Here is a 24,465-nt window from a genome sequence, read left to right as displayed (position 1 = left end):
GCTGACGGGTGGACCCGGAGCACCGCACCGCGCCTTGCGGGCGTCCGGCGCCCCGCCGACGGGCCGCCCGGCCGCAGGAATACTGTAAGAGCCACAGTAGCGCTCCGCTTTCCGCGGCGAGCCCGAGAGGAGCCCCGTGACACGGCAGCCGTCGACGCCCACCCCGCGCCCGCCCGAGGGCGACTGGCTGGGCACCGCCTACCTGAGGTTCGAACGCCACGGCCCGATCGCGGTGTGCACCATCGACCGGCCCGAGGCCCGCAACGCCCTCACGCCGGCCATGTACTTCGGGATCCGGTGTGCGGTCGGGCGCCTCAACGAGGACCCGGATTTGGCCGGCTTGCTGATCACCGGCACCGGGGACGTGTTCGCGCCCGGCGGTGACATGGGCGGTGGGGGAGCCGACGACAACTGGATCACCTTCGGCTCCGCGCTGGGCATGGACGTCACCCCGTTCGACGCGGTGCGCACGTCCGCCAAGCCGGTCGTCTCCGCGGTCAACGGGCTCTGCCAGGGTGGTGGCTTCCAGATCGCTTTGTGCAGCGATCTTTCCGTGGTCAGCGAGCGGGCGACGTTCCGGGTGCCCGAACTGTTCCGCGGCTACGCCGACACCTACTACAGCCAGATGCTGACGCGGGTCGTCGGGCCGGTGCGCACCCGCGACCTGATGTTCACCGGGCGCGTCCTCACCGCCGCCGAGGCGCTCGACTGGGGCCTGATCGCCCGGGTGGTGCCGCACGGCGACCTTCTCGAGGAGGCCAAAGTCGTTTTGGCGCAATGCTGCCGGACCGCGCCGCGGGCCCGCGGCGTCATCAAGTCCAGCATCGACAACTACCTGGGCCTCTACGACCGCATCGGCATGTCGAGCAGTCTGTCGGATGAGGAAGCGCGGGAAGGATTCCGTGCGTTCAAGCAGCGTCGCTCGCCGGACTGGGTGCACCCGGCGCTGCGCACCGAGGGCCGGCTATAGGTCCACCCAGTCGCCGTGGGCGGCGACCCGCAATCGGTCGCCGATGCCCGCCTGGTCGAACGCCGTGACCACGTCGTCGAGCCCTTCGCTGAAATGCGCCCAGCCGTCGAAGTGTGCGGGGACCACCACGCGCGCGCCCAGGAGCTCGGCGGCGGCGGCCGCACGCGCCGAGGTCAACGTCAACGGGCGGCCGCGCTCCTTGGCCGGCACGCGGGCGGCCCCGGCGAACAGCACGGCGACGTCGATGGGGCTGCAACGCCCGGCGACGTCTTTGACCGCGGCCATCGACGCGTTGTCCCCACTGAGATAGACCGTGGGCAGGCCCGGGCCGCTCAGCACGAAACCCGTGACCTCACAGTTGACGTGGCCGCCGGCGTCGCGCTGCCCGTCGGCGGGGCCGTGGACCGCCGGAACGGCCTGCACCGCAACGCCATCGGTGAGCTGGTGGGACTCCCAGGGCGCCAGTCCGAGCGCCGGCGGCCCCAGCCGGTCGGCGGCGCCGGGGTGGGTGAGGAGCAGCGGCGCGGCCAGCGCCATCAGGCGTCCCGCGTCATCGAAGTTGTCGGGATGCTGATCGTGACTGACCAGCACCGCGTCCACCGAGCCCAGCGCCTCGGCGCCCACCGCGGGGCCTTGCAGCTTGGTCAGGTATCCGTGGTCCCCGGGCGGATCGAAGGTGGGGTCCATGACGATCCGCAAACCGGCGATGTCGATGACGGTGGTGGGGCCGCCCAGCACCGCGATCGCGAGGTCGCGTCGCCGCGCGTCGACCTCGGCGCTCATATCGCCCGTCCACGGTCGCGCCAAAACGGTTCGCGCAGCTGTGCTTTCAAGATCTTCCCGCTGGCGTTGCGCGGCAGTGCTTCGACGAAGTCCACCGTGCGCGGGCACTTGTAGCCGGCCAGGTGCCCGCGGCAGAACGCGATGACACCGTCCGCGTCGACCTCGCCGCTGGCCACCACGATCGCCTTGACGGATTCCCCCCAGAAGTCGTCGGGCACCCCGATGACCGCCGCGTCGGCGATCGCCGGATGCTTGGTCAGCACGCTTTCCACCTCCGGGCCGTACACGTTCTCGCCGCCGGTGATGATCATGTCCTTCAACCGGTCCTCGACGAAGACGTAGCCGTCGGCGTCCAGCCGTCCGACATCGCCGGTGCGCACCCAGGCGTCGGCGGTGACCGTCTCGGCCGTCGCGTCCGGGCGGTTGAGGTATCCGCTCATGTTCTGGTTGCTGCGCACCCAGATCTCGCCCGACTCACCCGGCGGCAGCGCGGCACCGGACTCGGTGTCGACGATCCGAATTTCGCAGCCGAGCACCGCTTTTCCGGCCGACAGCTGCAACTCGGGCCGCTCGACGTCGCGGTGCTCGTCGTCACCGAGCGCCGTGACCGCCCCGCACAGTTCGGTCTGCCCGTACACCTGGACGAATTTGGTGTCCGGCCACGTGGCGAGCGCCCGGTGCAGCAACGGCAACGGCATCGGCGCCGCCCCGTACACGATGTAGCGCAGGCGGGCGACCGTGGCCACGGCCGCGGCGCCGCCGTCGAGGAACCGGGCGATCACCGGCGGCACGAAGAACGCGTGCGTCGCCCCGTCGCCCAGCGCCGCCATCAGGGCGGCGGCCTCCGGCTCGCGGGTCATGATCGTCGGCACCCCGGCGCGAATCCCAAACAGCGCGTAGCCAATTCCGCCCACGTGGAACAGGGGCATGGCCACCAGGTTGGCATCGCCGTCGGCGAAGGGGAAAGACGACGCGAGGTTCGCCGCGTGGTTGACCAACGCCCGCTGGCTCAGCAGCACACCCTTGGGCCGCCCGGTGGTGCCGGAGCTGTAAATGACCAGCGCCGTGTCGTTTTCTTCAACGTCCGGGTCGCTCTCGGCGGGATCCGCGGCGGCGAGCAATGTCTCGTACTCGTCGCCGACTTCGATGATCCGCTGCAGGCCCGGCACCCGGTCGGCGGCCACCGCGGCGGCCGGGTGCAGCTCGGCGCCGACAATGAGCGCCCGCGCAGCGCTGTCGGCGAGCACGTGCACCATCTCCTCGCCCGCGATGCGCCAGTTGACGATGGTGGTCACCGCGCCGATCGACGCCGCCGCGAACAGCACCTCGAGGCAGGCGGGGTGATTCTTGTCGAGGAACGCGACGCAGTCGCCGCGCTCGATGCCCGCCGCGCGCAACATCCCCGCGACCCGCCGGATCCGCGAGCTCCACTGCGTCCAGGACCATTGCGTCGCGCCGAACCGGATGGCGACCGCGTCGGGCCGCTGCTGCGCGTGTCGGTCGACGAACCCGGCGAGCGTTTCCGTCGTGTGTGCCGTGACGTCGGCTGGTGGCATGAACCCCTCCGAATCGGGTCGCTTCGCCCATCGTGGTGCGTTACGCGCATGCTACGGCCACCCCCGGCGGGGTGGCGTGCCACCATGATCTATCCGGTCGACGATCTATCCGGTCGACTTACCCGGCTGGACTTACCTGCCAGCTGACCCGACGGAGGGTGGACATGGTGACTCCCGATCGCGCCCGTTCCCGCACCTTCGTCGTCACCGGCGCCGCATCCGGCATCGGCCTGGCGACCGCGCGGCGGCTGCTGGCCGAGGGCGGCGCGGTCGTGGGCGCCGACGTGGCCGACCCGCCGGATTTGGGTCCCGGCTTTCGGTTCGTGGCGGCCGACGTGACCGACGAGGACGCGGTGGCCGCCGTGTTCGCCGCCGTCCCGGCCCGCCTCGACGGGGTCTTCCATGCGGCCGGTGTGGCCGGCGGCGGCCCCGTGCATCTGCTCGACCGCACCGAATGGGACCGGGTCGTCGGGGTCAACCTCACCGGGACGTTCCTAGTGGCCAAGGCGGCGCTGGCCCGGATGATCGAGCAGCCGCGGGTGGACGGTGAGCGCGGTTCGCTGGTGACCGTCGCCAGCGTCGAAGGGCTCGAGGGCACGGCGGGCGGCAGCTCCTACAACGCGGCCAAGGGCGGTGTCGTGCTGCTCACCAAGAACATCGCGCTCGACTACGGGCCGAGCGGCATCCGGGCCAACGTCGTCTGTCCCGGCTTCATCGAGACGCCGCTGGCCGACAGCGTCCTGCGGCTCCCCGGGATGGAGGGCCCACTGATCTCCATCACCGAAGAGCACGCCCTGCAGCGGCTGGGCCGGCCGGAGGAGGTCGCGGCCATGGCCGCGTTCCTGCTGTCGACCGACGCCTCCTTCGTCACCGGACAGGCCATCGCGGTCGACGGCGGTTACACCGCCGGGCGCGATCATGGCGTGGTGGCGCTCTTCGGGTTCCCCCGCAACTAGGATTCGGCCATGAACGCGCAACTGACGCCCGACGACGCGATCGAGGCCATCCGGGGCACCGGGGGAGCGCAGCCGGGATCGCGGGCGCTGCACGCCAAGGGCACCCTGTACCGCGGCACGTTCACCCCGACCCGTGACGCCCGGATGCTCTCCCGCGCAACGCATCTGGACGGCTCGCCGGTGCCGGCGCTGGTCCGCTTCTCCAACGGTTCGGGCAATCCCAAACAGCGCGACGGGGCGCCCGGCGTGCGCGGCATGGCCGTGAAGTTCCGCTTGCCCGACGGCAAGACCACCGACGTGTCGACGCAGACCGCCAAACTGTTCGTCTCCAGCACGCCCGACGGCTTCGTCGACCTGCTCAAGGCCATGCGACCCGGCGTCACGACACCGCTGCGGCTCGCCAAGTATTTCCTAACCCACCCGCGCACGCTCGGCGCGTTGCCGGGGGTGCGCGAGGCCAACCGGGTGCCGGCGAGTTATGCGACCGTCGAGTACCACGGCCTGCACGCCTACCGCTGGCTGGCCGCCGACGGCAGCGCGAGGTTCGTTCGCTACCACCTGGTTCCGGCCCCCACCGCGGCCCGGCCGCCCGACGACGCGGCGCGACGCGAGGACGCGGACTTCCTCACCGAGGAGCTGGACGAGCGGCTGGCCACCGGGCCGGTGCGCTTCGAGTACCGGGTGCAGATCGCCGGCCCCGGCGATTCGACGGTCGACCCATCGGCCGCCTGGCAGAGCAGCCAGGTGGTCACCGTCGGCACGCTGGAGATCATCGGACGCGACACCGAACGCGAGCGCGGCAACGACATCGTGGTGTTCGACCCGATGCGGGTGACCGACGGCATCGAACCCTCCGACGATCCCGTGCTGCGGTTTCGCTCGCTCGCGTACTCCGCATCGGTGAAGCTGCGCACCGGGGTGGACCGCGGCGCCGAAGCGCCGCCTGTGTGACCACGGTCTCACGGGAGGCGACTCGATCGAAATCGGCCGCAGGGTAGGGTTTTTCTCCTGTGGCGCCTCTGCATATGTTGCTGATCTGCCTGGCCGGGCTCGGTGCCGGCGCCATCAACGCGCTGGTCGGCTCCGGCACCCTCATCACCTTCCCGACGCTGGTGGCGCTGGGCTACCCGCCGGTGACGGCCACCATGTCGAACGCGACCGGTCTGGTCGCCGGCAGCGTGTCGGGCACCTGGGGCTACCGCGCGGAGCTGAGCGGGCAGTGGCGGCGGCTGCGGTGGCAACTCCCGGCGTCGTTGCTCGGCGCCGTCGTGGGCGCCTACCTGCTGCTGCACCTGCCCGAGAAGGTGTTCGTCGACGTCGTCCCCGCGCTCATGGTGCTGGCCCTGGTGCTGGTGGTGCTGGGGCCGCGGATCCAGGCGTGGACGGTTCGGCGCGCCGAGGTGGCGGGCCGCTCACCCGAGCACGTCAGCCGGGGCCGGATGGCCCTACTGGTTTTCGGCACCTTCGCCGTCGGCGTCTACGGCGGCTACTTCACCGCCGGGCAGGGGATTTTGCTGGTCGGTGTCATGGCCGCGCTGCTGCCCGAATCCGTGCAGCGCACCAACGCGGCCAAGAACCTGCTGGCGCTCGTCGTGAATGTGGTTGCCGCCGTAGCCTATACGCTGGTCGCGTTCCACCGGATCAACTGGCCCGTCGCCGGGCTGATCGCGGCGGGATCGTTGGTCGGCGGGCTGATCGGGGCGCGCTACGGCCGACGGTTGTCGGGCAATGCGCTGCGCGCGACCATCGTGGTGGTGGGGCTGATCGGGTTGTACCGTTTGCTCTCAGTGGCCTGATCAGCTCAGCGTCGCGGCCGCCACCTCGGCGACGACGTCGGCGACGTCGCCCCGTTTGCGCCAAGCCCGCAACTGGCGCATCGCCCCGTTGCCGCGGGCCGCGACGCGGTCCAGCGTGTCGACGACGTGGTCATACTCGCCGAGCGCCTCGAGCGCTGGACGCACCCGGTGCACCAGCACGTCCAACTGCTGCCGCGCCGGCACGGCGCCCCGGCCGTGGATGAGATCCAGCGCATCGCCGGCCAATCCGTCGTGCGCCGCCTTCCAGTAGGCGGCCCGCAGCGCGCCCGGCGGCAACCGGGCCGCGTCGTCGTCGCGGGCCTGCAGGGCCGTCATCACCAGCGCCCGGATCAAGGTGGCGAGCAGGACCGTCTCGTCGACGGTTGCCGGCACGTCGGCCACCCGGACCTCGACGGTGGGGAAGTCGGCCGACGGGCGCACGTCCCAATAGACCATGCCCTTGTCCAGGATCACCCGCGCGTCGACCAGCATGGCGACCGCGCGGTCGTACTCGTCCGGCGAGGCGAAGTAGGGCGGCGGACCCGCGGCCGGCCAGCGTCGCCATAAAATGCTGCGCCAGCTCGCAAATCCGCTGTCGGCGTTGCGGTACAGCGGCGAATTGGCGCTAAGTGCAAGCAAATATGGGAGCCACGGCCGCAGCCAGTTGCTCACGTGGATGGCGGCCGGGCGGTCGGGAACCTGCACATGAACGTGGCATCCGCAGATGCCCTGCTCGTGGGCGACCATCCCGAATTCGGCGCCGATGCGCTGATAGCGCGGGGTGTCGGTGACCGGGAATTCTCGCGGCGTCACCGGCGGCAACCCGGAGGCCAGCAGCCGCACCCCCGCCGCCTCGGCTGCCTGCGCCGCGGTGCGGCGCAACCGCGTCAACTCCTCGCGCAGTTCCGAGGCGGTCGCGACCACGCTGGAGGTGGTCTCCACCTGGCAGCTGCTCAGTTCGCGCTGCAGCTCGACGCCGCGGCGCTCGGCCTGCGCGGCCACGTCGGCGTTGCGCGGAACGGGTTCGCCGCTGTCGGGATCGACAACCAGGAACTCTTCTTCTGCGCCGATCGTCGGAAGGTCACTCATGCGGTCGAAAGATCAACTCGCAGAACGTCACCCGATTACCAGCGCGCGGCCGCGGCGAGCGCGGAATCGACCGTCGGATAAACCGGCAGTGTGCGGCCGAGGCCGCATGCGTCGACGACTCGCGCGACGAACTGGTCGAGGCTCACCAGCCGCAATTCGACGCCGCGCTCCCGGCAACGCTTCGCCTGCTCGGCGAGGACGGCGAACGCGCAGCAACCCATGAAGTCCAGGCCGCTGACGTCCACCACCAGGGGTCCGGGCGCGGCGACCACGGCGGCCGCCTCGCTCACCAGGTGCCGCCAGGTCTCCTCGTTGCAGGCGTCGACCTCGCCGCCGGCGTAAATCAGCACCGCCGGGCCGCGGCGGTCGGTGGTGGCGCGCAGGGTGCTGTGGGGGTCGCCCAGTTCGTAGACCAGCTTGCTGCTCAGCGAGACGCGAGGGCCTAGGGGTTCGGCAATAATTGAACTCATGGTGGACTCCCTAATCGGCGTCCGAACCGCCGCGATGGATGCCCGTCCTATTGTCTGAAGACAGACTATTTCGCGAGTGCGAATCTCTTTTCTATAACGCGCCGGGGTCGTCTGTCCATACGTTTCGACCTAAGAGTTTTGTAAGTCTTGCCGTGTGAATATCCCAGCGTGCGACACCCGCCGGTCACCCGCGGCTGACGGCCCCTGACCTCGGCGAACGGGAGGCGGTCGGCGCGGCAACACCGTCGTGGAGGCGACGGGCCGGCGCGTCGTGGGCTGTGTCTTTTCGCGACGCAATATGGTCTTTCGCCCGCGATATTCGCCCGTTTAGCAAAATAATTCTGGCCGCCGCCTGAGCAAAAAAGCGGTGCGGGTTTTCCGCGATCGCTCGGCTAGCCGCTCTCCGACACCGCGTCCGGCGCGGCGGCCTTGCGGTGGTGTTCGGCCTCCAGTTCGGCGACCATCCGGGAGGTGCGCTCGCGCAACAGGATCGCCGCCGTGCCCCCGAGTACCACGGCGATCAGCAGCCCGATCCAGGAGAACCGCTCCAGCCAGCGCTCGGCGGCCATGCCGGCGAAGTACACCAGCGCCGTGGTGCCGCCCGCCCAGCAGACGGCGCCCGAGACGTTCGCCGTGAGGAACCGCGGGTAGTGCATCTTCAAAGCCCCCGCCAGCGGCCCGGCGAAGATCCGCAGCAGCGCGATGAAGCGGCCGAAGAAGACGGCGCGCGAACCCCACCGACTGAACAGTTTCTCGGCCAGCGCGACGTGCCCGGGGCCGAAGTGGCGGGGGAATCGCCGGCCGAGCCGGTCGAACAGCGGCATACCGAAGCGGCGCCCCACCGAATAGCCGATCGAGTCCCCGATCACCGCGCCCAGCACGGCCGCGGCGCCGACGCCGACCGGGTTGACGGCCAGGTCGTGATGCGACGACATCAGCGCCGCCGTCACCAGCACGATCTCGCCCGGCAGCGGGATGCCCAGGCTCTCGACCCCCACCACACCGCCGACCACCAGGTAGACCGCAAGGGGCGGGATCGAGTGCAGCAAGGCCTCCACGTCCATGCGTCAAGGATGCCTGACCGTGACCCGATCCGCGGCCTAAAGGCTGCGTCGGAATTCGCTGGGCGCGCGCAGGTCTTCCAGGCGCGGTCGTTTCGGTGCGCGCCCGTCGTAGGACGACAACCCGCGCAACCGGCGCCAGATCCAAGGGAAGAAACTCGCCTGCGTCCAGCGCAGCTGCTCGTAGGTGCCTGCCGCGAAGGAACGCTGGGTGGGTCGGAGGCCCGGCTGAGCCCAATCGTGGTTGCTCTCAGGCAGATTGAGGGCTTCCGCGGCCGCCGCCGCGAACAGCATGTGCCCCTTGGTGGACGCGTGCACCCGGTCGATGGCCCAGGTGTCCAGCTCGCGCATCGAGGGCGCGTTGTACAGGTCGACCAGGGCGAACCCGTAGCGCTCGGCGGCTCCGCGGATCGCCGCGTTGATCCGGGTCAGGCGCCCGGACACCAGTCGGCCGAGCGGGAGGAACTGCGCGACGTTGGGGAAGGTGGTCGTCACCACCGTGGCGCCGGATTGGGCCAGCGCGGCGTAGACGCGTTCCAGGTCCGCCAGGGCGGGGCCGAACGACCGCCCGGGCTGGATGACGTCGTTCATGCCCGCGCAGACGGTGATGAGGTCCGGCTGCATCGCCAGCGCCGGGGGCACCTGCTCGGTGAGGACGTGGCCGATCCGTTTGCCGCGAATCGCAAGGTTGGCGTACTGCAGCCCCGGGTAGAGCGAGTCGACCATCACCGCGAGACGGTCGGCGAACCCGAGCAGGCCGACGGTGTCGTCGCCGTCCCACAGGCCCTCGGTCTGGCTGTCACCGATGGCGACGTAACGGTGATATCCAGCGTGAATAGCGCCGTGCACGAAGCCGACAATAGTAGGTTCGGCGTCCGCAGTGATGGCACACAACGCCCCGCGGCCGTCGATCAGCGTCGTTGAGCACGGCGGGAGCCCCGGCAGTTGTGCACTTCACAGCTCCCGGGCACCTGATCGGCCCGGCAGCGCTACCAGCGGGGGCAGCGCCTGCTGCCCGGCCAACCCGAGGCGGGGTCGTGCGCGCCTCGCGCTTGGTGTCGCGGGCCCTCGGGGTGGGCATCACGGCCCGCGTCGGGTCGGCCGTTACCGCCCTGGTCCGCGCCGTGTAAAGCTCGGCGCCGCAAGCCATTACGGCTCAGCGCTGATAAATGCTGGCCAGCCAGACGTGCAGCAGCGCGTCGATCACCCGGTCCTCGGGAATCGCCTGCTCCTCGCCGGTGAAGGTTGCGGCCATCACCCGCTCGCTCAGCATGTTCAGCGCCACCGACAGGTCCTCCGCCGGTACCGTCGCGGGAGCCACGCCGCGGCCGCGCTCGGCCTTGATCGCCACGGTGGTGTGGTAGGTCCACTTCTGCATCAGGGCCGCCCACAGCTGGCGTACCTCGGGGTTGGTCGCCGTGGCCGCCGCGCCGGCGACCGCGACCGCGCGGTGCGCGCCCGACACCTCGAAAAACGACTCGATGCGGGCGCGCCAGGCGGCCGCCGGGTCGTCGGCCGGGATGGCGCCCCACGACCGCAGCGCCGTCTGCGCCTTGGTGTTCATCTGGTCGAGCAGCGACAGCAGCACCGCGTTCTTGGAACGGAAATAAAAATAGAAGGTGGGCCGCGAAATGCCCGCGCCCTTTGCTAGGTCGTCGACGGAGAAATCCGCCAGCGGCCGTTCCTGCAGCAGTCGCTCGGCGGTCGCCAAAATGGCCTGCTCCCGGTCGTCACCGGCGTGCGCCGAGGACCGCCTGGCCCGCGAGGCGTGCGCATATCTGGTCTGTGTCGGCACGTCGGACACGCCCGTTACTGTATGGGCACGTCGATTTACGACACCGAAACGATCGATGAAAACCAGCGATATTGCTGATTAAGAGCAGCGTTTTGCTGCGCGCCCACCCCGAATTCGACGGCGGGCGCCGATATGCGTCAGGTGTCCGCGTCGCCGGTGGGGGTCAGCTCCCGGTCGGCCGCAACGATCTCGATCGACAGGCACTCGCCCAGGGCGTGCGCCGCGGCCCAGTCGCCGGCGCACACCGCCCGTTCCAGCTCGTCGACCAGCGGGCTGTCGACGCCCAACTCGGCCAGCCACGCCGACACCGTCGCCGTGATCTGGTGCGCGGGCACCAGCGCGATGTGGTCGTTGCGCAACCGGTCGGTCAGTTGATAGATCGTGGTCGTCATCGGCCTACGCGCTACCCAATGTTGCCGCCACTTAAGCGAATTCATGGTCGCCTCCCCATCAGCCACAGCGATGTGCGTGACCACCGCCCCAGCTCGACAAGCTGTTTCATCATCGCACTCGCCAACCTAATTTCGCAGTTGAATCGCCGAGCCAATTAACGCCGCGTCAACGAGGCGCGGCCCGACTGGGCCATGATGCGTTCCAACACGGTGTGCGACAGGTCCCCGTTGTCGGCCACCCGGGCGAGCCCCCGGCGGCGCAGGAACGTGTCCAACCGTCGATCCGGGGACCAGTCGGCGTAGGTCGCACCGAGGTAGTGCGAATCCAGAAACTCCTCAGCCAACGCGTCCAGGTCCGAATCGGTCATCAACAACGGTGGGTTAACACCCATGGCCGTCAAGCTCCTTTGTTCACCCCGCAACTCACCGCAGCCAAGTTACGTCTGCGGACGTCACTATTTCGTAACGCACGGATTGCGGAACGGAGCCAAAGTCGTTGCCGCAGTTCAAAGGTGCTGTCCACGATCGCGATTCGCAGTCCGCGCGGCCGGTGTCGCCGGCGGTGGCGGCCGGTCCGAACATGCCCGCCACGCGCGCACCGCGGCCGGACCATGAGGCACTCTGGAGATAACGCTGCCGGGCCGCTCAGCCGAGTGCCGCCTCACGTGAGGGAGCGTGACGACCGAGGAGCGTGAAGTCCCGTGAGTGCCCACGACCCGTCCACCGGGGAGTCCGTCGGCCGCCGCCGCAAGGTATTGCGCGTGCTGCGCGGGTCGTCGGCCCCGATGAGCATCGTCGCGATCGCCGAGGTACTCGATGTGCACCCCAACACCGTGCGCTTTCACCTGGAAAGCCTGGTCGCGGACGGCCAGGTCGAGCACGTCGAGTTGGAACGCAAGGGGCCCGGTCGCCCGCCGTTGATGTTCCGCGCCGTGCGGCAGATGGATCGCGGCGGGACACGCCACTACCGGCTGCTTGCCGAGGTCCTGGCCGCGGCCTTCGCGGCCGAACCGGACCCGGGCGCCAAGGCCCGCGCCGCGGGCCGGGCCTGGGCGCGCAAGACGGAGGTGGCGTTGCCGTCGTCGCCCGATGCCCCGGCCACCGCCGACGAGGCCATCGAGCACCTCATCGACGTGCTCGACGACCTCGGCTTCGCCCCCGAGCACCGCATCGGCGAGGGCGGACATCAGCTCGGCCTGCGGCACTGCCCGTTCCTCGAGCTGGCCGAGAACCGCACCAGCGTCATCTGCCCCGTGCACCTCGGCCTCATGCAGGGCACCGTCGAGAGCATGGGAGCGCCGCTGTCGGTGGACGCACTCGAGCCGTTCGCGGAGCCCGACCTGTGCCTGGCCCACCTGACCCTGCTGCAGCCGGCCCGGTGACCCGCGGACCGGCCATCGCCGCGGCGCTGACGTTCGTCTGGCTCGGCATGGTGCTGGCCATCTCGTTCCTGGAGGCGCCGCTGAAGTTCCGGGCGCCGGGCGTGACGCTGCAGATCGGGCTCGGCATCGGGCGGCTGGTCTTCCGCGCGCTCAACGCCGTCGAGGTGGTCTTCGCGCTCGTCGTCGGCGCGATCGCGGCGGCCGGCCCCACCCCGACGGGCGCGGTCGTGGCGGTCGGCGCCGCCGCCGCCGCGCTGGCCGTCCAGTTGGTGGCGGTGCGGCCCCGGTTGACGCGCCGCTCGGACGCGGTGCTCGCCGGCCGTGACGGGCCGCGCTCGCGCGCCCACTACGCCTACATCGGCCTGGAGGCGGTCAAAGTCGTCGCGCTTGTGGCGGCGGGGATACTGCTAATCGCCGGCTGACCGGCCGCCGATCGCAAAGGACTGCGCCATGGAATCCGTCTCGCTCACCGCGCTCGCCGCCGAGAAGCTCGCCGAGGCCCGGCAAGCGCACAGCGGCCGCGCAGCGCACACCATCCACGGCGGCCACACCAACGAACTGCGGCAGACCGTGCTCGCCCTGCTCGGCGGCCACGACCTGTCCGAACACGACAGCCCCGGCGAGGCGACCCTGCAGGTGCTGTCCGGTCACGTCCGGGTGACCGCCGGCGCCGACGCCTGGGACGGCAGAACGGGGGATTACGTCGCCCTCCCCACCGCCCGGCACGCCCTGCACGCGGTCGAGGACTCGGTGATCCTGCTGACCGTGCTCAAAACTCTCCCGCAGGCGCACTAGGCGATGCTCGGCACCGACTGGTCACGCGCGTTCGGGCTGCGCGCGCCGATTCTCAACGCCCCGATGGGCGGGGTCGCCGGCGGACGCCTGGCCGCCGCGGTCACCGCGGCCGGCGGGCTGGGCATGGTCGGCATGGGCAGCGTCGCCACCAGGGAACTGCTGCGGACCCAGCTGCAACACGTGCGGGGCACCTTCGGCATCGGCCTGGTCGACTGGGTGATGCGCAACGAGGCGGGCCTGCTGGAGGACGCCCTGGCCGCCCGGCCGGCGCTGCTGTCGGTGAGCTTCGGCACGGACTGGTCCTGGGTGGGCAAGGCGCACGACGCCGGAATCCCCACCGTCACACAGGTTTACGACGGCAGTGGGGCGCGCCGGGCCGTCGACGCCGGCGTCGACATCCTGGTCGCCCGGGGCGCCGCGGGCGGCGGTCACGGCGAGACCAGGCTGGCCACGCTGCCACTGCTGGACGCCGTGCTCGACGCCGTGACGGTGCCCGTGCTCGCCGGTGGCGGCATCGCCTCGGCGCGCAGCCTGGCCGCGGTGCTCGCGGCCGGGGCGAGCGGGGCGTGGGTGGGAACCCGCCTGGCCGCCTGCCCGGAGGCGCTCTCCGGGGACGCCAGCCGCCGCGCGCTGATCGCGGCGCGCGCCACCGATACCACGGTCACCCGGGCCTTCGACGTCGCGCAGGACCGGCCGTGGCCCGCCCATTTTCCGTCACGGGTGTTGACCAACGACTTCGTCGAGCGCTGGACGGGCCACGAGGACACCTTGGACGCGCAGGCCCGCGAGGAACTGGCGGCCTCGATCGCCGCCGACGATCGTCGGGTGGCCCCCGTGGACGCCGGCCAGGGGGTGGGCATGATCCGCGACGACGCGTCGGTCGCCGAGGTGATCGACGAAATGTGTTCGGGCGCTGAGCAATTGCTGAGCCGTTGGGGTCAGACCGCGCGCAAGTAGCGCTTGGCGATGACGCGCTGGGTCAGCGACACCAGCGGGCCGCCCGCCTTGCTCCACCACGCCGCGGGCCGCGAGAACGACGACACCTCCGCGAACACCGCCGATGTGTCCGGCTCGTAGCGCACGACGAAGCGTTCCTCGCCGGACTCCGGGTGGCCGGGCAGCGTGCCATAGCCGAACCCGCGGAGGTCGGGCTCGTCGACGACGTACACCACGCGGCAGGGAGCGGGCAAAAAGCCCATCCGCACCACCACCACGGCATCCACCGCCACCACGTCCGAGCTCGCCTGCACCCGCAGCCCGGCGCCGCGCTGCATGCCCCAGTGCAGCACCGCGTCGGCGGCCCGCTCGAAACGTGCGCGGCCGGTGCCGATCTGGGCCTGTACGTGCAGGTGACCGTAGCCGGCGGGCCGGTCGCCCGACGCGGTCGCGCCCACCTCGGCGTAGGTCAACGCAAGTTCTTCAAGCGCTGCCAGATCCACCCGTTCAGCTTGCCACGGGCGCTGTGCACGCGGCGCCCGGCGCGTACCGTTTAACATTGTGACCGCACAGAACTCGAAAACCGTTGCCGAAGCGTCCGGAACGTTCACGCTCGGTGGTGATCTGACCGTCAACCGACTCGGCTTCGGCGCCATGCGCCTGACCGCCAAGGGTGTCTGGGGCCCGCCGGACGACCGTGACGAATGCGTGCGGGTGCTGCGGCGCGCCGTCGAACTCGGCGTCAACTTCTTCGACACCGCCGATTCCTACGGCCCGTACGTGTCCGAGGAGATCATCCGCGAGGCGCTGCATCCCTACGACGGCCTGGTGATCGCCACCAAGGCGGGGTTGCTGCGCACCGGCCCGGACGTGTGGGTGCCGTTGGGTAACCCCAGTTACCTGCGCCAGGAATGCGAGATGAGCCTGCGCCGGCTCGGCGTGGACACCATCGACCTGTTCCAGCTGCACCGGATCGACAAGAATTTCCCGCTGGCCGACCAGGTCGGCGAGCTGCTCACGCTGAAGAACGAGGGCAAGATCCGCCACATCGGGCTCTCCGAGATCGGCGTCGAGCAGCTCGACGCCGCCCAGGAGATCACCGAGATCGTCTCGGTGCAGAACATGTACAACCTGTCCGCGCGGGGCGCCGAGCCGCTGCTGGACGCGGCGACCGAGCGTGGCGTCGGTTTCATCCCATGGTTCCCGCTGGCCGCCGGACCGCTGGCGGCCGCCGACGGGCCGTTGCAGCGCATCGCCGCCGACCACCACGCGACGCCGTCGCAGCTGGCGCTCGCGTGGCTGCTGAAACGCTCCCCGGTGATGCTGCCGATCCCCGGCACGTCGAAGGTCGCGCACCTGGAGGAGAACGTCGCCGCCGCCGAGATCACGCTGTCCGACGAGGAGTTCGAGACCCTCTCCGCGGCCGGGGGTCAACAGACGGTCTAACCACCGCGCGCAGGCGGGCACGCCGGGCAATACGGTGTGGTGATGGCCGGCGCACAGCAGCAGCATCCCGGCGGCGGGTTCAACCCGCCGGAACCGACCACCAAGGGCGGCCCGGACTACGGCAGGTTCGTCGACGCGGTGCGTTCGCTGCAGGACCTGGCGCGCGGCGCGGACGCCCCGGACGAGGTGTTCACCGAGGCCGCCGACCTCCTGGAGAAGGCGTCGGCGCTGCTGAGCCCGTTCGTGGCCGACGAATGGAATTCGCCGTCGGGGCGCCGGATGGACCTGCCGATGCGCGGCAACATCCAGACCATTCCCATGACAGCCCGCAAGACCGACGAGGGCCGCATCCAGGGCCAGGCGCGCTTCGCGCGCTACCACCTGGGCCGCAACGGCGCCGTGCACGGCGGCTTCCTGGGCCTGCTGTTCGACAGCGTGCTCGGGCTGACGTCCTCGGTGCTCACCGGCGGCCCCTACCAGCGCACCGCCTACCTCAAGATCGACTACCGGCACATCGTGCCGATCCAGACCGAATTGCAGTTCGACGCCGGCGTGGACCGGGTGGACGGCCGCAAGATCTTCGTGTCCGGCCGGTTGACCGACGGTGACACCCTGCTGACGGAAGCCGAGGCGCTGTTCGTGCGCCTCAAACCTGGCCAGCCCTGAGGCGCCTCGGCCCCGATAGCATGGCAGCGATCGTCAGACCCGAGAACAACGGAGAACCCCACCCATGAGCGCCCCCGCCGACCCCGTCCCCGCAACCGCCCCGATTCGGGTGGCCGCCGGGACCACCGCGGGCGCGGCGGTGGCAGACGCCGGGCTGCCGCGGCGCGGCACCCCCGACGCGGTCGTGGTGGTGCGCGACGGCGACGGCAAACTGCGCGACCTGAGCTGGGTGCCCGACGCCGACGCCGACGTCGTGCCCGTGGCCGCCAACACCGACGACGGCCGCAGCGTGATCCGGCACTCGGCCGCCCACGTGCTGGCCCAGGCCGTCCAGCAGCTGTTCCCGCACGCCAAGCTCGGCATCGGGCCGCCCATCACCGACGGCTTCTATTACGACTTCGACGTGGCGGAGCCGTTCACCCCCGAGGACCTCGACAAGCTGGAAAAGCGGATGCGCCAGATCGTCAAAGAGGGCCAGCTGTTCTCCCGCCGCGTCTACGAGTCCAAAGATCAGGCCCGTCAAGAACTTTCGGCCGAGCCGTACAAGCTGGAGCTGGTCGACGACAAGTCCGGCGACCCGGACGTGATGGAGGTCGGCGGCGACGAGCTGACGGCCTACGACAACCTCAATCCCCGCACGCGGGAACGGGTTTGGGGTGACCTGTGCCGTGGCCCGCACATCCCCACGACCAAGCACATCCCGGCGTTCAAGCTCACCCGCAGCTCGGCCGCGTACTGGCGCGGCGACCAGCGCAACGCGAGCCTGCAGCGCATCTACGGCACCGCCTGGGAATCCCAAGAGGCCCTGGACAAGCACCTCGAACTTATCGAAGAGGCGCAGCGTCGCGACCACCGCAAGCTCGGCGTGGAACTCGACCTGTTCAGCTTCCCCGACGAGATCGGTTCGGGGCTGGCCGTTTTCCACCCCAAGGGCGGCATCGTGCGCCGGGAGCTGGAAAACTACTCGCGGCGCCAGCACGAGCGGGCGGGCTACGAGTTCGTCAACACCCCGCACATCACCAAGGCGCAGCTGTTTCACACCTCGGGGCACCTGGACTGGTACGCCGACGGCATGTTCCCCCCGATGCACCTCGACGCCGAGTACAACGAGGACGGGTCGCTGCGCAAGCCGGGGCAGGACTACTACCTCAAGCCGATGAACTGCCCCATGCACTGCCTGATCTTCCGGACACGCGGCCGCTCCTACCGCGAATTGCCGTTGCGGCTCTTCGAGTTCGGCACGGTCTACCGCCTGGAGAAGTCCGGCGTCATCCACGGCCTGACCCGGGTCCGCGGCCTCACCATGGACGACGCCCACATCTTCTGCACCCGCGACCAGATGCGCGACGAGCTGCGCTCGCTGCTGCGCTTCGTCCTGGACCTGCTCAGCGACTACGGCCTCACCGACTTCTATTTGGAGCTGTCGACCAAGGATCCCGAGAAGTTCGTCGGCTCCGACGACGTCTGGGAGGAGGCCACCAGCGTGCTCGCGGAAGTCGGCGCCGAGTCCGGCCTGGACCTGGTGCCCGACCCGGGCGGGGCGGCCTTCTACGGCCCGAAGATCTCGGTGCAGGTCAAGGACGCGTTGGGCCGCACCTGGCAGATGTCCACCATTCAGCTGGACTTCAACTTTCCGGAGCGCTTCGCGCTGGAGTACACCGCCCCGGACGGCACCCGGCAACGGCCCGTGATGATCCACCGCGCGCTGTTCGGGTCGATCGAGCGGTTCTTCGGCATCCTCACCGAGCACTACGCCGGGGCGTTCCCGGCGTGGCTGGCCCCGGTACAGGCCGTCGGGATCCCCGTCGCCGACGAGCACCTGCCCTACCTGGAAAGCGTTGCCGCGCAACTCAAGGCGCACGGCGTGCGGGTCGAGGTGGACGGCAGCGACGACCGGATGGCCAAGAAGATCGTGCACCACACCGCGCAGAAGGTGCCGTTCATGCTGCTCGCCGGCGACCGCGACGTGCAGGCCGGCGCGGTGAGCTTCCGGTTCGGTGACCGCACCCAGATCAACGGGGTGCCCCGCGACAGCGCCGTCGACGCCATCGTCAAGTGGATCGCCGACCGTGAAAACGCCGTTCCCACAGCCGAACTCGTGAAGGTGTCCAGTGGTGAGTGACCCCGGAAAGGCCGACGGCGTCGACGACGCCATCCTCGACACGGGCGTCGGCGAGCGTGATCACCTGCAGCGCTTGTGGACGCCGTACCGCATGACGTACCTGGCCGAGTCGCCGATGAAGCGCGACCCCGGGGGCAAGCCCGACGAGCCGTTCAGCGACATCCCGCACCTGTCCGACGAGGACGGCCTGGTGGTCGCCCGCGGCGAGCTGGTCTACGCGGTGCTCAACCTCTACCCCTACAACCCCGGCCACCTGATGGTGGTGCCGTACCGGCGGGTTTCGGAGCTCGAAGACCTCACCGACGCGGAGAGCGCCGAGCTGATGGCGTTCATTCAGAAGGCGATCCGCGTGATCAAGAACGTGTCGCGGCCGCACGGCTTCAACGTCGGGCTGAACCTGGGCTCCTCGGCGGGCGGCTCGCTGGCCGAGCACCTGCATGTGCACGTGGTCCCGCGATGGGGCGGCGACGCGAACTTCATCACCATCGTCGGCGGCTCGAAGGTGATCCCGCAGTTGCTGCGCGAGACCCGCCGGCTGCTGGCGACGGAGTGGACCAACCAGCCATGAGGAGCGCCGCCCGATGAGCAAGGCGCCGTTTCTGTCCCGGGCGGCCTTTGCGCGGCTCACGGCCCCCACGGCGCGGGCGGCCCTGCGCCTCGGGCTGACCCCCGACAGCGTCACCCTGCTGGGCACCGCCGCGTGCGTCGCGGCGTCGCTCACGCTGTTCCCGCTGGGCAAGCTGTTCGCCGGGGCGTGCGTGGTGTGGTTCTTCGTGGTGTTCGACATGCTCGACGGGGCGATGGCCCGCGAGCGTGGCGGCGGCACCCGGTTCGGCGCGGTGCTCGACGCCACCTGTGACCGGGTCAGCGACGGCGCCGTGTTCTGCGGGCTGCTGTGGTGGATCGTGTTCACCGCCCACGACAAGCCGCTGGCGGCGGCGACCCTGATCTGCCTGGTCACCTCGCAGGTGATCTCCTACATCAAGGCCCGGGCCGAAGCCAGCGGCCTGCGTGGCGACGGCGGCCTGATCGAGCGCCCCGAGCGGTTGATCATCGTGCTGACCGGCGCGGGCGTGTCCGACTTTCCGTTCGTCGCCTGGCCGCCGGCGCTGCCGGTCGCGATGTGGCTGCTGGCGGTGGCCAGCGTGCTCACCTGCGGCCAGCGGTTGTACGCGGTGAAGAAGTCGCCGCAGGCCGCCGGACCGCTGCCCCGGACGGGGCAGCCGTGATCCTGCCCGAGCGGCTGACCCGCACCGCGACCGACTGGACGTACGCGGCCGGGTGGATGGCCGTGCGCGCGTTGCCGGAGTTCGCCGCGCGCACCGCCTTCGACACCGGGGCGCACTACGCCGCCCGCCGCGGGGGGCCGGCGCAGCTGCGCAAGAACCTGGCCCGCGTCACCGGCGTCTCGCCGGCCGAGGTGCCCGACGCGTTGATGCGCGAGTCGCTGGCGTCCTACGGCCGGTACTGGCGGGAGGCGTTTCGCCTGCCGTCGATGAACCTGGGCGAGTTGGCCGGCGAACTCGATGCGGCGTTCCGCGGCGCCGACAACCTGGACGCCGCGCTGGCCGCGGGAGGCGGGGCGATCTGCGCGCTGCCGCACAGCGGCAACTGGGACATGGCCGGGGTGTGGTTCACCCAGACCCGCGGGACCTTCGCCACCGTGGCCGAACGCCTGCAACCCGAATCGCTGTACCGGCGGTTCGTCCGCTATCGCGAGACCCTGGGCTTCGAGGTGTTACCGCTGTCGGGAGGGGACCGGCCGCCCTTCGACGTCCTGTGCGACCGGCTGCGCGCCAACGGGCTGGTGTGTCTGATGGCCGACCGCGACCTCACCCGCACCGGGGTGCAGGTCGACTTCTTCGGCGAGGCCACCCGGATGCCGGCCGGACCGGCGAAGCTGGCGGTCGCCACCGGGGCCGCCCTGCTTCCGGTGCACTGCTGGTTCGACGGGCCCGGGTGGGGTTTCGAGGTGTTCCCGCCCCTGGACACCAGCAGCGGCGACGTCGGCGCCATCACGCAGGCGCTCGCCGACCGGTTCGCCGCCAACATCGCCGCCCATCCCGAGGACTGGCACATGATGCAGCCGCAGTGGCTGGCCGACCTGTCCGAGGCCAGACAGGCCCGGCTCCGGGCCACCTGATGCGCATCGGCATGGTGTGCCCCTACTCGTTCGACGTGCCGGGCGGGGTGCAGTCGCACGTGCTGCAGCTGGCGGAGGTGATGCGCGGCCGCGGGCACCAGGTCAGCGTGCTCGCGCCGTTCTCGCCGCACACCACGCTGCCGGACTACGTCGTGTCCGGCGGGCGGGCCGTGCCCATTCCCTACAACGGCTCGGTGGCGCGGCTGCGCTTCGGGCCGGCGACCCACCGCAAGGTCAAGAAATGGCTCGCCGACGGGGATTTCGACGTCCTGCACCTGCACGAGCCGAACGCGCCGAGCCTGTCGATGCTGGCGCTGAACATCGCCGAGGGGCCGATCGTGGCGACGTTTCACACCTCGACCACAAAATCGCTGACGTTGTCGGTGTTCCAGGGCATCTTGCGGCCCATGCACGAGAAGATCATCGGCCGCATCGCGGTCTCCGACCTGGCCCGGCGCTGGCAGATGGAGGCGCTGGGCACCGACGCCGTCGAGATTCCCAACGGCGTCGACGTCGCCTCGTTCGCCGCCGCCCCGCGCCTGCACGGCTACCCGCGGCCCGGCAAGACGGTGTTGTTCCTGGGGCGTTTCGACGAGCCGCGCAAGGGCATGGCGGTGCTGCTGGACGCGCTGCCCCGGATCGTCGAACAGTACGAGGACGTGCAGCTGCTGATCGTCGGCCGCGGCGACGAGGACCAGCTGCGCGCCCAGGCCGGCGCGCTGGCGCGACACCTGCGGTTCCTCGGCCAGGTCGACGACGCGGGCAAGGCGTCGGCGATGCGCAGCGCCGACGTCTACTGCGCGCCCAACATCGGGGGCGAGAGCTTCGGCATCGTCCTGGTCGAGGCCATGGCGGCCGGCACCCCCGTGGTGGCCAGTGACCTGGACGCCTTCCGCCGCGTGCTGCGCGACGGGGAGGCGGGGGCGCTGGTGCCGGTGGGCGACAGCGCCGCGCTGGCCGACGCCGTGATCGCCGTGCTAGGCAGCGACGTGCTGCGGGAGCGGTACGCGACGGCCGGGTCGCGGGCCGTCCAGCGCTATGACTGGTCGGTGGTGGCCAGCCAGATCATGCGGGTGTACGAGACGGTCGCCGCGTCCGGCGCCAAGGTCGAGGTGGCCAGCTGATGACATGGCTGATCGTCGCCATCATCGCGCTGGTCGCTACGCTGGCGGTGTTGGGCGCCTGGGCGTACCGGACCGCGAACCGCCTGGACCGGCTGCACGTGCGCTACGACCTGTCCTGGCAGGCGCTTGACGGTGCGCTGGCCCGGCGCGCGGTGGTGGCGCGGGCGGTGGCGATCGATGCCTACGGCGGTGCCTCGGAGGGCCGGCGGCTTGCGGCGCTGGCCGACGCCGCCGAGGGGGCGCAGCGAAGCGCGCGGGAGGGCGCCGAGAACGAGCTGTCCGCCGCGTTGGCCGTGGTGAATCCGGCGTCGCTGCCGGCCGGGTTGATCGCCGAGCTGGCCGACGCCGAGGCCCGCGTGGTGTTGGCCCGCCGCTTCCACAACGACGCGGTGCGCGACACCCTGGCGCTGGCCGAGCGGCGCTTTGTGCGGCTGTTGCGGCTCGGGGGGACCGCCGCGCTGCCCAGCTACTTCGAGATCGTCGAGCGACCGCACGCGCTGGCCCACGGCGACCCCGGCGTGCTCAACCACCGCACCTCCGCGCGCGTCGTCCTGCTCGACGACGCCGGCGCGGTGCTACTGCTGCGCGGGTCAGACCCGGCGCTGGCCGACCGGCACGCGCCGAAGTGGTGGTTCACCGTGGGCGGGGAGGTCCAGGAGGGGGAGCGGTTGGCCGAGGCCGCCGCTCGGGAACTCGCCGAGGAGACCGGCCTGCGGGTTGCGCCCGCCGACCTGGTGGGGCCGGTGTGGCGGCGCGACGAGGTCTTCGAATTCAACGGCTCGCTGATCGACAGCGAGGAGTTCTACTTCGTCTACCGCACCCGGCGCTTCGAACCGTCCGGCACCGGCCGCACCCACCTCGAGCGCAGCTACATCCACGGCCACCGCTGGTGCGATGCGGCCGACATCGTCGCACTGGTCGCCGCGGGGGAGACGGTGTACCCCCTGCAGCTGTCCGGGTTGCTGCCCGAGGCCGCCGCCCTCGCCGGCGGCCGTACCCCCGGCCCGGTGTTGTCGATCCGCTGACTGGCGGGCTCGGCCGCGGGTGGGTGGCGCAGCTCACAGCCCCCGGGCCTTGTCATGAGTAGACCGGTCTGTCTATGGTCCTTACCATCAGCTAGACAGACAGGTCTACTCAGATAGTGAGGTTCGTGATGGAGAATCGATCCAAGGCTCTGGTCACCGGGGCGACGTCGGGAATCGGGCGTGCCGCGGCGCTCGCGCTGGCGGACGACGGTTTCGAGGTGATCGTGCACGGCCGCGACGTCAGCCGTGGCGCCGACACCGTCACCGCCATCACCGAGCGCGGCGGGCGGGCGCGATTCGTCGCCGCCGACCTGTCCGACCCGGCCGGAGTCGCGGCGCTGGCCGCCGCAACCGGCGACGTCGACGTGCTGGTCAACAACGCCGGGTTCTCCTGGTTCGGCCCGACCGACCAACTCGACGACGCCACTTTCGACGAGTTGTTCGCCGCCAACGTGCGTGGCGCCTACCGACTGGTCGCTGCGCTCGCACCCGGCATGGCCGAGCGCGGCCACGGCAGCATCGTCAGCGTCGACAGCATGGCCGGCCATGTCGGCCTGCCCGGCGCCGCGGCCTACGGCGCGACGAAAGCCGCACTGACCGCGATGAGCCGCGCCTGGGCCGCCGAGTACAGCCCGGCCGGCGTGCGCGTTAACACGGTCGCGCCCGGGCCCGCCTACACCGGCGGCGCCACCGAGGAACTCATCACCAACCTGGGCGGCACCACGCTGCTGGGCCGCGCCGCCCAACCGGAGGAGATCGCCCAGGCCATCGCGTTCCTGGCGTCGGACAAGGCCAGCTACATCACCGGCGCGGTGCTGCCCGTCGACGGCGGCCGCACGGCCATCTAGCGCTCCCGACAACGGAGGGGAATCAACAGCCATGACCGACAGCTATCTGCCCAGCCCGACCGAACGCATCCGCGATCACGTCGCCCGTTACGAGGCCAGTGACGGCGTCGATGGCGGCACGATGGAAGGCCGCCCGGTGGTCATCCTGACCACCGTCGGCGCCCGCAGCGGTGCACTGCGCAAGACCCCGCTGATGCGCATCCCGCACGGCGCCGCCTACGTGGTGGTGGCATCCAACGCGGGTGCTGCCACGCATCCCGCGTGGTACCGCAACCTGACAGCCAACCCCGACGTTTGGTTGCAAGACGGCCCGGTCACGCACGCGTTGCGCGCCCGCGAGGCGTTCGGCGACGAGAAGGCCCGGCTGTGGGCCGTCGCCGAGCGGCACTGGCCGCATTTCCCCGGGTACCGCGCCCACGCCGGCGCGCGGGAGATTCCCATCGTCGTCCTGGAGCCCACGGCGGCGTAAAGTAGACAGAGCTGTCTACAGGAGAGGAGGGGCAGGTGAGCGTGTCCGAGACTGCGCCCGACGGCGACCGCCGCGTCAACCGGGGATCGGCGCGCGATCGGCTCCTGGCCGCCGCCGACGATCTGTTCTACGCCGAGGGCGTGCAAACCGTCGGCATCGACCGCGTGATCGAGCGTGCGGGGGTCGCCAAGGCGTCGCTGTATAACACCTTCGGCAGCAAGGAGAACTTGGTGCGGGCCTATCTCGACGGTCGGCACCAAGCCACCTTGGCCGAGCTGCGGCGCGCGATCGGGCGCCACGACGACGCGCGGGAGCGCCTGCTCGCCGTCTTCGACGCGCAGGCCGACGGGTTCGCCGCCCCCGGCTTTCGCGGCTGCGCTTTCGTCACGGCCAGCGCCGAGGCCCCCGACGGCGGCGCGATTCGGCAAGCCGCGGACGGGTTTCGCGACGACGTCCGCGAGCTGTTCACCGATCTCGCCCGCCAGGCCGGGGCGAGGAGCCCCGACGAGCTGGGGCGTCAGCTGCAGTTGCTCTACGACGGCGCGGGGCTCAGCGCGCAACTGGACCGCGACCTGCAAGCCGCGGCGGCGGCCCGCAGCGCCGCCGAAGCGCTGCTGGACGCCGCCCTGCGCTGAGCGCCG

At 70.8% G+C, this 24,465-nt stretch carries 28 protein-coding genes and 1 pseudogene; 19 read left to right on the top strand and 10 right to left on the bottom strand.

Annotated features, from left to right (window positions below):
• Positions 1–136: 136 nt before the first annotated feature.
• Positions 137–970 (top strand): enoyl-CoA hydratase/isomerase family protein, encoded by an 834-nt coding sequence (locus tag A5714_RS00520; RefSeq protein WP_068069707.1) that lies wholly within the window; start codon positions 137–139, stop codon positions 968–970.
• Here the strand turns inward: A5714_RS00520 and A5714_RS00515 are convergent.
• Positions 965–1,753: an MBL fold metallo-hydrolase gene (locus A5714_RS00515; protein WP_068281749.1), complete on the bottom strand. Its 789-nt coding sequence runs from the start codon at positions 1,751–1,753 to the stop codon at positions 965–967. The two genes, A5714_RS00520 and A5714_RS00515, sit on opposite strands and share 6 nt — an antisense overlap.
• Entirely contained in the window at positions 1,750–3,309 is a 1,560-nt protein-coding gene (locus tag A5714_RS00510) for a long-chain-fatty-acid--CoA ligase (protein WP_068281747.1), read from the bottom strand. The genes A5714_RS00515 and A5714_RS00510 overlap by 4 nt, the downstream gene beginning before the upstream one ends.
• A 164-nt stretch (positions 3,310–3,473) precedes the next feature.
• On the opposite strand from A5714_RS00510, the gene A5714_RS00505 reads away from it, so the two are divergent.
• The 3 genes from A5714_RS00505 to A5714_RS00495 all read left to right on the top strand — a co-directional run bounded on the left by A5714_RS00505 (position 3,474) and on the right by A5714_RS00495 (position 6,061).
• Positions 3,474–4,265, top strand: coding sequence for an SDR family NAD(P)-dependent oxidoreductase (locus A5714_RS00505; RefSeq protein ID WP_068281796.1), 792 nt, complete (start codon positions 3,474–3,476; stop codon positions 4,263–4,265).
• A 9-nt stretch (positions 4,266–4,274) separates the two neighbouring features.
• Entirely contained in the window at positions 4,275–5,216 is a 942-nt protein-coding gene (locus tag A5714_RS00500; protein ID WP_068281745.1) for a catalase family peroxidase, read from the top strand.
• 74 nt (positions 5,217–5,290) lie between these two features.
• A complete protein-coding gene (locus A5714_RS00495; protein ID WP_369829405.1) occupies positions 5,291–6,061 on the top strand; it encodes a sulfite exporter TauE/SafE family protein in 771 nt (256 codons plus the stop codon).
• Here A5714_RS00495 and A5714_RS00490 read toward each other — a convergent pair whose 3' ends face one another.
• The 7 genes from A5714_RS00490 to A5714_RS00460 all read right to left on the bottom strand — a co-directional run bounded on the left by A5714_RS00490 (position 6,062) and on the right by A5714_RS00460 (position 11,236).
• Positions 6,062–7,150 (bottom strand): glutamate--cysteine ligase, encoded by a 1,089-nt coding sequence (locus A5714_RS00490; protein ID WP_068281741.1) that lies wholly within the window; start codon positions 7,148–7,150, stop codon positions 6,062–6,064.
• Between the two features lie 35 nt (positions 7,151–7,185).
• Positions 7,186–7,620 (bottom strand): anti-sigma factor antagonist, encoded by a 435-nt coding sequence (locus A5714_RS00485; protein WP_068069694.1) that lies wholly within the window; start codon positions 7,618–7,620, stop codon positions 7,186–7,188.
• 392 nt (positions 7,621–8,012) lie between these two features.
• Positions 8,013–8,684, bottom strand: coding sequence for a DedA family protein (locus A5714_RS00480; protein WP_068069692.1), 672 nt, complete (start codon positions 8,682–8,684; stop codon positions 8,013–8,015).
• Positions 8,685–8,720: 36 nt separating this feature from the next.
• Complete coding sequence (locus A5714_RS00475; protein ID WP_082959490.1) at positions 8,721–9,530, bottom strand: SGNH/GDSL hydrolase family protein; 810 nt, start codon at positions 9,528–9,530, stop codon at positions 8,721–8,723.
• A 307-nt stretch (positions 9,531–9,837) separates the two neighbouring features.
• Complete coding sequence (locus A5714_RS00470) at positions 9,838–10,485, bottom strand: TetR/AcrR family transcriptional regulator (RefSeq protein ID WP_068069690.1); 648 nt, start codon at positions 10,483–10,485, stop codon at positions 9,838–9,840.
• 128 nt (positions 10,486–10,613) lie between these two features.
• Positions 10,614–10,913: a hypothetical protein gene (locus A5714_RS00465; RefSeq protein ID WP_068069688.1), complete on the bottom strand. Its 300-nt coding sequence runs from the start codon at positions 10,911–10,913 to the stop codon at positions 10,614–10,616.
• A 110-nt stretch (positions 10,914–11,023) separates the two neighbouring features.
• Positions 11,024–11,236 (bottom strand): hypothetical protein, encoded by a 213-nt coding sequence (locus A5714_RS00460; protein ID WP_197502818.1) that lies wholly within the window; start codon positions 11,234–11,236, stop codon positions 11,024–11,026.
• Positions 11,237–11,569: 333 nt separating this feature from the next.
• Here A5714_RS00460 and A5714_RS00455 point away from each other — a divergent pair, with 333 nt between their 5' ends.
• Genes A5714_RS00455 through A5714_RS00440 form a run of 4 tightly spaced genes read left to right on the top strand, consistent with a single transcriptional unit; the run spans position 11,570 to position 14,002 of the window.
• Positions 11,570–12,250 carry a metalloregulator ArsR/SmtB family transcription factor gene (locus A5714_RS00455; protein WP_068281739.1) on the top strand — a complete coding sequence of 227 codons (681 nt, stop codon included), beginning with the start codon at positions 11,570–11,572 and terminating at the stop codon, positions 12,248–12,250.
• A complete protein-coding gene (locus A5714_RS00450; RefSeq protein WP_068281737.1) occupies positions 12,247–12,672 on the top strand; it encodes a hypothetical protein in 426 nt (141 codons plus the stop codon). The genes A5714_RS00455 and A5714_RS00450 overlap by 4 nt, the downstream gene beginning before the upstream one ends.
• A gap of 28 nt (positions 12,673–12,700) precedes the next feature.
• Positions 12,701–13,045: a cupin domain-containing protein gene (locus A5714_RS00445; RefSeq protein WP_068281735.1), complete on the top strand. Its 345-nt coding sequence runs from the start codon at positions 12,701–12,703 to the stop codon at positions 13,043–13,045.
• 3 nt (positions 13,046–13,048) lie between these two features.
• The gene (locus A5714_RS00440) at positions 13,049–14,002 is read left to right on the top strand and encodes a nitronate monooxygenase family protein (RefSeq protein ID WP_068281733.1); all 954 of its coding nucleotides are present in this window, start codon (positions 13,049–13,051) and stop codon (positions 14,000–14,002) included.
• Here A5714_RS00440 and A5714_RS00435 read toward each other — a convergent pair.
• A complete protein-coding gene (locus A5714_RS00435; RefSeq protein WP_068281731.1) occupies positions 13,984–14,484 on the bottom strand; it encodes a DUF1990 family protein in 501 nt (166 codons plus the stop codon). The two genes, A5714_RS00440 and A5714_RS00435, sit on opposite strands and share 19 nt — an antisense overlap.
• A gap of 58 nt (positions 14,485–14,542) precedes the next feature.
• On the opposite strand from A5714_RS00435, the gene A5714_RS00430 reads away from it, so the two are divergent.
• From A5714_RS00430 to A5714_RS00380, 11 genes and pseudogenes are all read left to right on the top strand, one after another.
• A complete protein-coding gene (locus A5714_RS00430; protein WP_068281729.1) occupies positions 14,543–15,427 on the top strand; it encodes an aldo/keto reductase in 885 nt (294 codons plus the stop codon).
• A 42-nt stretch (positions 15,428–15,469) separates the two neighbouring features.
• Positions 15,470–16,093: a PaaI family thioesterase gene (locus A5714_RS00425; RefSeq protein ID WP_068281793.1), complete on the top strand. Its 624-nt coding sequence runs from the start codon at positions 15,470–15,472 to the stop codon at positions 16,091–16,093.
• 64 nt (positions 16,094–16,157) lie between these two features.
• On the top strand, positions 16,158–18,215 hold the full coding sequence (gene thrS, locus A5714_RS00420) for a threonine--tRNA ligase (RefSeq protein ID WP_068281727.1): 2,058 nt from the start codon (positions 16,158–16,160) through the stop codon (positions 18,213–18,215).
• Positions 18,208–18,783: an HIT domain-containing protein gene (locus tag A5714_RS00415; RefSeq protein WP_068281791.1), complete on the top strand. Its 576-nt coding sequence runs from the start codon at positions 18,208–18,210 to the stop codon at positions 18,781–18,783. The genes thrS and A5714_RS00415 overlap by 8 nt, the downstream gene beginning before the upstream one ends.
• Before the next feature lie 13 nt (positions 18,784–18,796).
• A pseudogene (gene pgsA, locus A5714_RS00410) lies at positions 18,797–19,442 on the top strand (phosphatidylinositol phosphate synthase); the annotation flags it as partial.
• Positions 19,441–20,358, top strand: a complete 918-nt coding sequence (locus A5714_RS00405; RefSeq protein WP_068281725.1) for a phosphatidylinositol mannoside acyltransferase — start codon at positions 19,441–19,443, stop codon at positions 20,356–20,358. The pseudogene pgsA and the gene A5714_RS00405, both read left to right, overlap by 2 nt.
• Positions 20,358–21,482 carry a glycosyltransferase family 4 protein gene (locus A5714_RS00400; RefSeq protein ID WP_068281723.1) on the top strand — a complete coding sequence of 375 codons (1,125 nt, stop codon included), beginning with the start codon at positions 20,358–20,360 and terminating at the stop codon, positions 21,480–21,482. The genes A5714_RS00405 and A5714_RS00400 overlap by 1 nt, the downstream gene beginning before the upstream one ends.
• On the top strand, positions 21,482–22,507 hold the full coding sequence (locus tag A5714_RS00395) for an NUDIX domain-containing protein (RefSeq protein ID WP_068281721.1): 1,026 nt from the start codon (positions 21,482–21,484) through the stop codon (positions 22,505–22,507). Before A5714_RS00400 ends, A5714_RS00395 begins: the two co-directional genes overlap by 1 nt.
• A gap of 128 nt (positions 22,508–22,635) precedes the next feature.
• Positions 22,636–23,355: an SDR family NAD(P)-dependent oxidoreductase gene (locus A5714_RS00390; RefSeq protein ID WP_068281789.1), complete on the top strand. Its 720-nt coding sequence runs from the start codon at positions 22,636–22,638 to the stop codon at positions 23,353–23,355.
• A gap of 31 nt (positions 23,356–23,386) precedes the next feature.
• Positions 23,387–23,824, top strand: coding sequence for a nitroreductase family deazaflavin-dependent oxidoreductase (locus A5714_RS00385; protein WP_068281719.1), 438 nt, complete (start codon positions 23,387–23,389; stop codon positions 23,822–23,824).
• Positions 23,825–23,859: 35 nt separating this feature from the next.
• Positions 23,860–24,459, top strand: coding sequence for a TetR/AcrR family transcriptional regulator (locus tag A5714_RS00380; RefSeq protein WP_197502897.1), 600 nt, complete (start codon positions 23,860–23,862; stop codon positions 24,457–24,459).
• Positions 24,460–24,465: the final 6 nt, after the last annotated feature.

This window comes from Mycobacterium sp. E2462 (assembly GCF_001672685.1).
GTDB lineage: Bacteria > Actinomycetota > Actinomycetes > Mycobacteriales > Mycobacteriaceae > Mycobacterium.
The sequence above is the reverse complement of the archived record's forward strand: the minus strand, read 5'-3'. Positions and strand labels throughout refer to the sequence as shown.

Bases quoted from the DNA above. Each gene is read 5' to 3' on its own strand.
- A5714_RS00505 (WP_068281796.1), top strand. From the start codon at position 3,474: ATGGTGACTCCCGATCGCGCCCGTTCCCGCACCTTCGTCGTCACCGGC.
- A5714_RS00480 (WP_068069692.1), bottom strand. From the start codon at position 8,684: ATGGACGTGGAGGCCTTGCTGCACTCGATCCCGCCCCTTGCGGTCTAC.
- A5714_RS00485 (WP_068069694.1), bottom strand. From the start codon at position 7,620: ATGAGTTCAATTATTGCCGAACCCCTAGGCCCTCGCGTCTCGCTGAGC.
- A5714_RS00390 (WP_068281789.1), top strand. From the start codon at position 22,636: ATGGAGAATCGATCCAAGGCTCTGGTCACCGGGGCGACGTCGGGAATC.
- A5714_RS00460 (WP_197502818.1), bottom strand. From the start codon at position 11,236: ATGACCGATTCGGACCTGGACGCGTTGGCTGAGGAGTTTCTGGATTCG.
- A5714_RS00495 (WP_369829405.1), top strand. From the start codon at position 5,291: ATGTTGCTGATCTGCCTGGCCGGGCTCGGTGCCGGCGCCATCAACGCG.
- A5714_RS00400 (WP_068281723.1), top strand. From the start codon at position 20,358: ATGCGCATCGGCATGGTGTGCCCCTACTCGTTCGACGTGCCGGGCGGG.
- thrS (WP_068281727.1), top strand. From the start codon at position 16,158: ATGAGCGCCCCCGCCGACCCCGTCCCCGCAACCGCCCCGATTCGGGTG.
- A5714_RS00490 (WP_068281741.1), bottom strand. From the start codon at position 7,150: ATGAGTGACCTTCCGACGATCGGCGCAGAAGAAGAGTTCCTGGTTGTC.
- A5714_RS00510 (WP_068281747.1), bottom strand. From the start codon at position 3,309: ATGCCACCAGCCGACGTCACGGCACACACGACGGAAACGCTCGCCGGG.
- A5714_RS00385 (WP_068281719.1), top strand. From the start codon at position 23,387: ATGACCGACAGCTATCTGCCCAGCCCGACCGAACGCATCCGCGATCAC.
- A5714_RS00500 (WP_068281745.1), top strand. From the start codon at position 4,275: ATGAACGCGCAACTGACGCCCGACGACGCGATCGAGGCCATCCGGGGC.
- A5714_RS00465 (WP_068069688.1), bottom strand. From the start codon at position 10,913: ATGAATTCGCTTAAGTGGCGGCAACATTGGGTAGCGCGTAGGCCGATG.
- A5714_RS00395 (WP_068281721.1), top strand. From the start codon at position 21,482: ATGACATGGCTGATCGTCGCCATCATCGCGCTGGTCGCTACGCTGGCG.
- A5714_RS00515 (WP_068281749.1), bottom strand. From the start codon at position 1,753: ATGAGCGCCGAGGTCGACGCGCGGCGACGCGACCTCGCGATCGCGGTG.
- A5714_RS00445 (WP_068281735.1), top strand. From the start codon at position 12,701: ATGGAATCCGTCTCGCTCACCGCGCTCGCCGCCGAGAAGCTCGCCGAG.
- A5714_RS00440 (WP_068281733.1), top strand. From the start codon at position 13,049: ATGCTCGGCACCGACTGGTCACGCGCGTTCGGGCTGCGCGCGCCGATT.
- A5714_RS00425 (WP_068281793.1), top strand. From the start codon at position 15,470: ATGGCCGGCGCACAGCAGCAGCATCCCGGCGGCGGGTTCAACCCGCCG.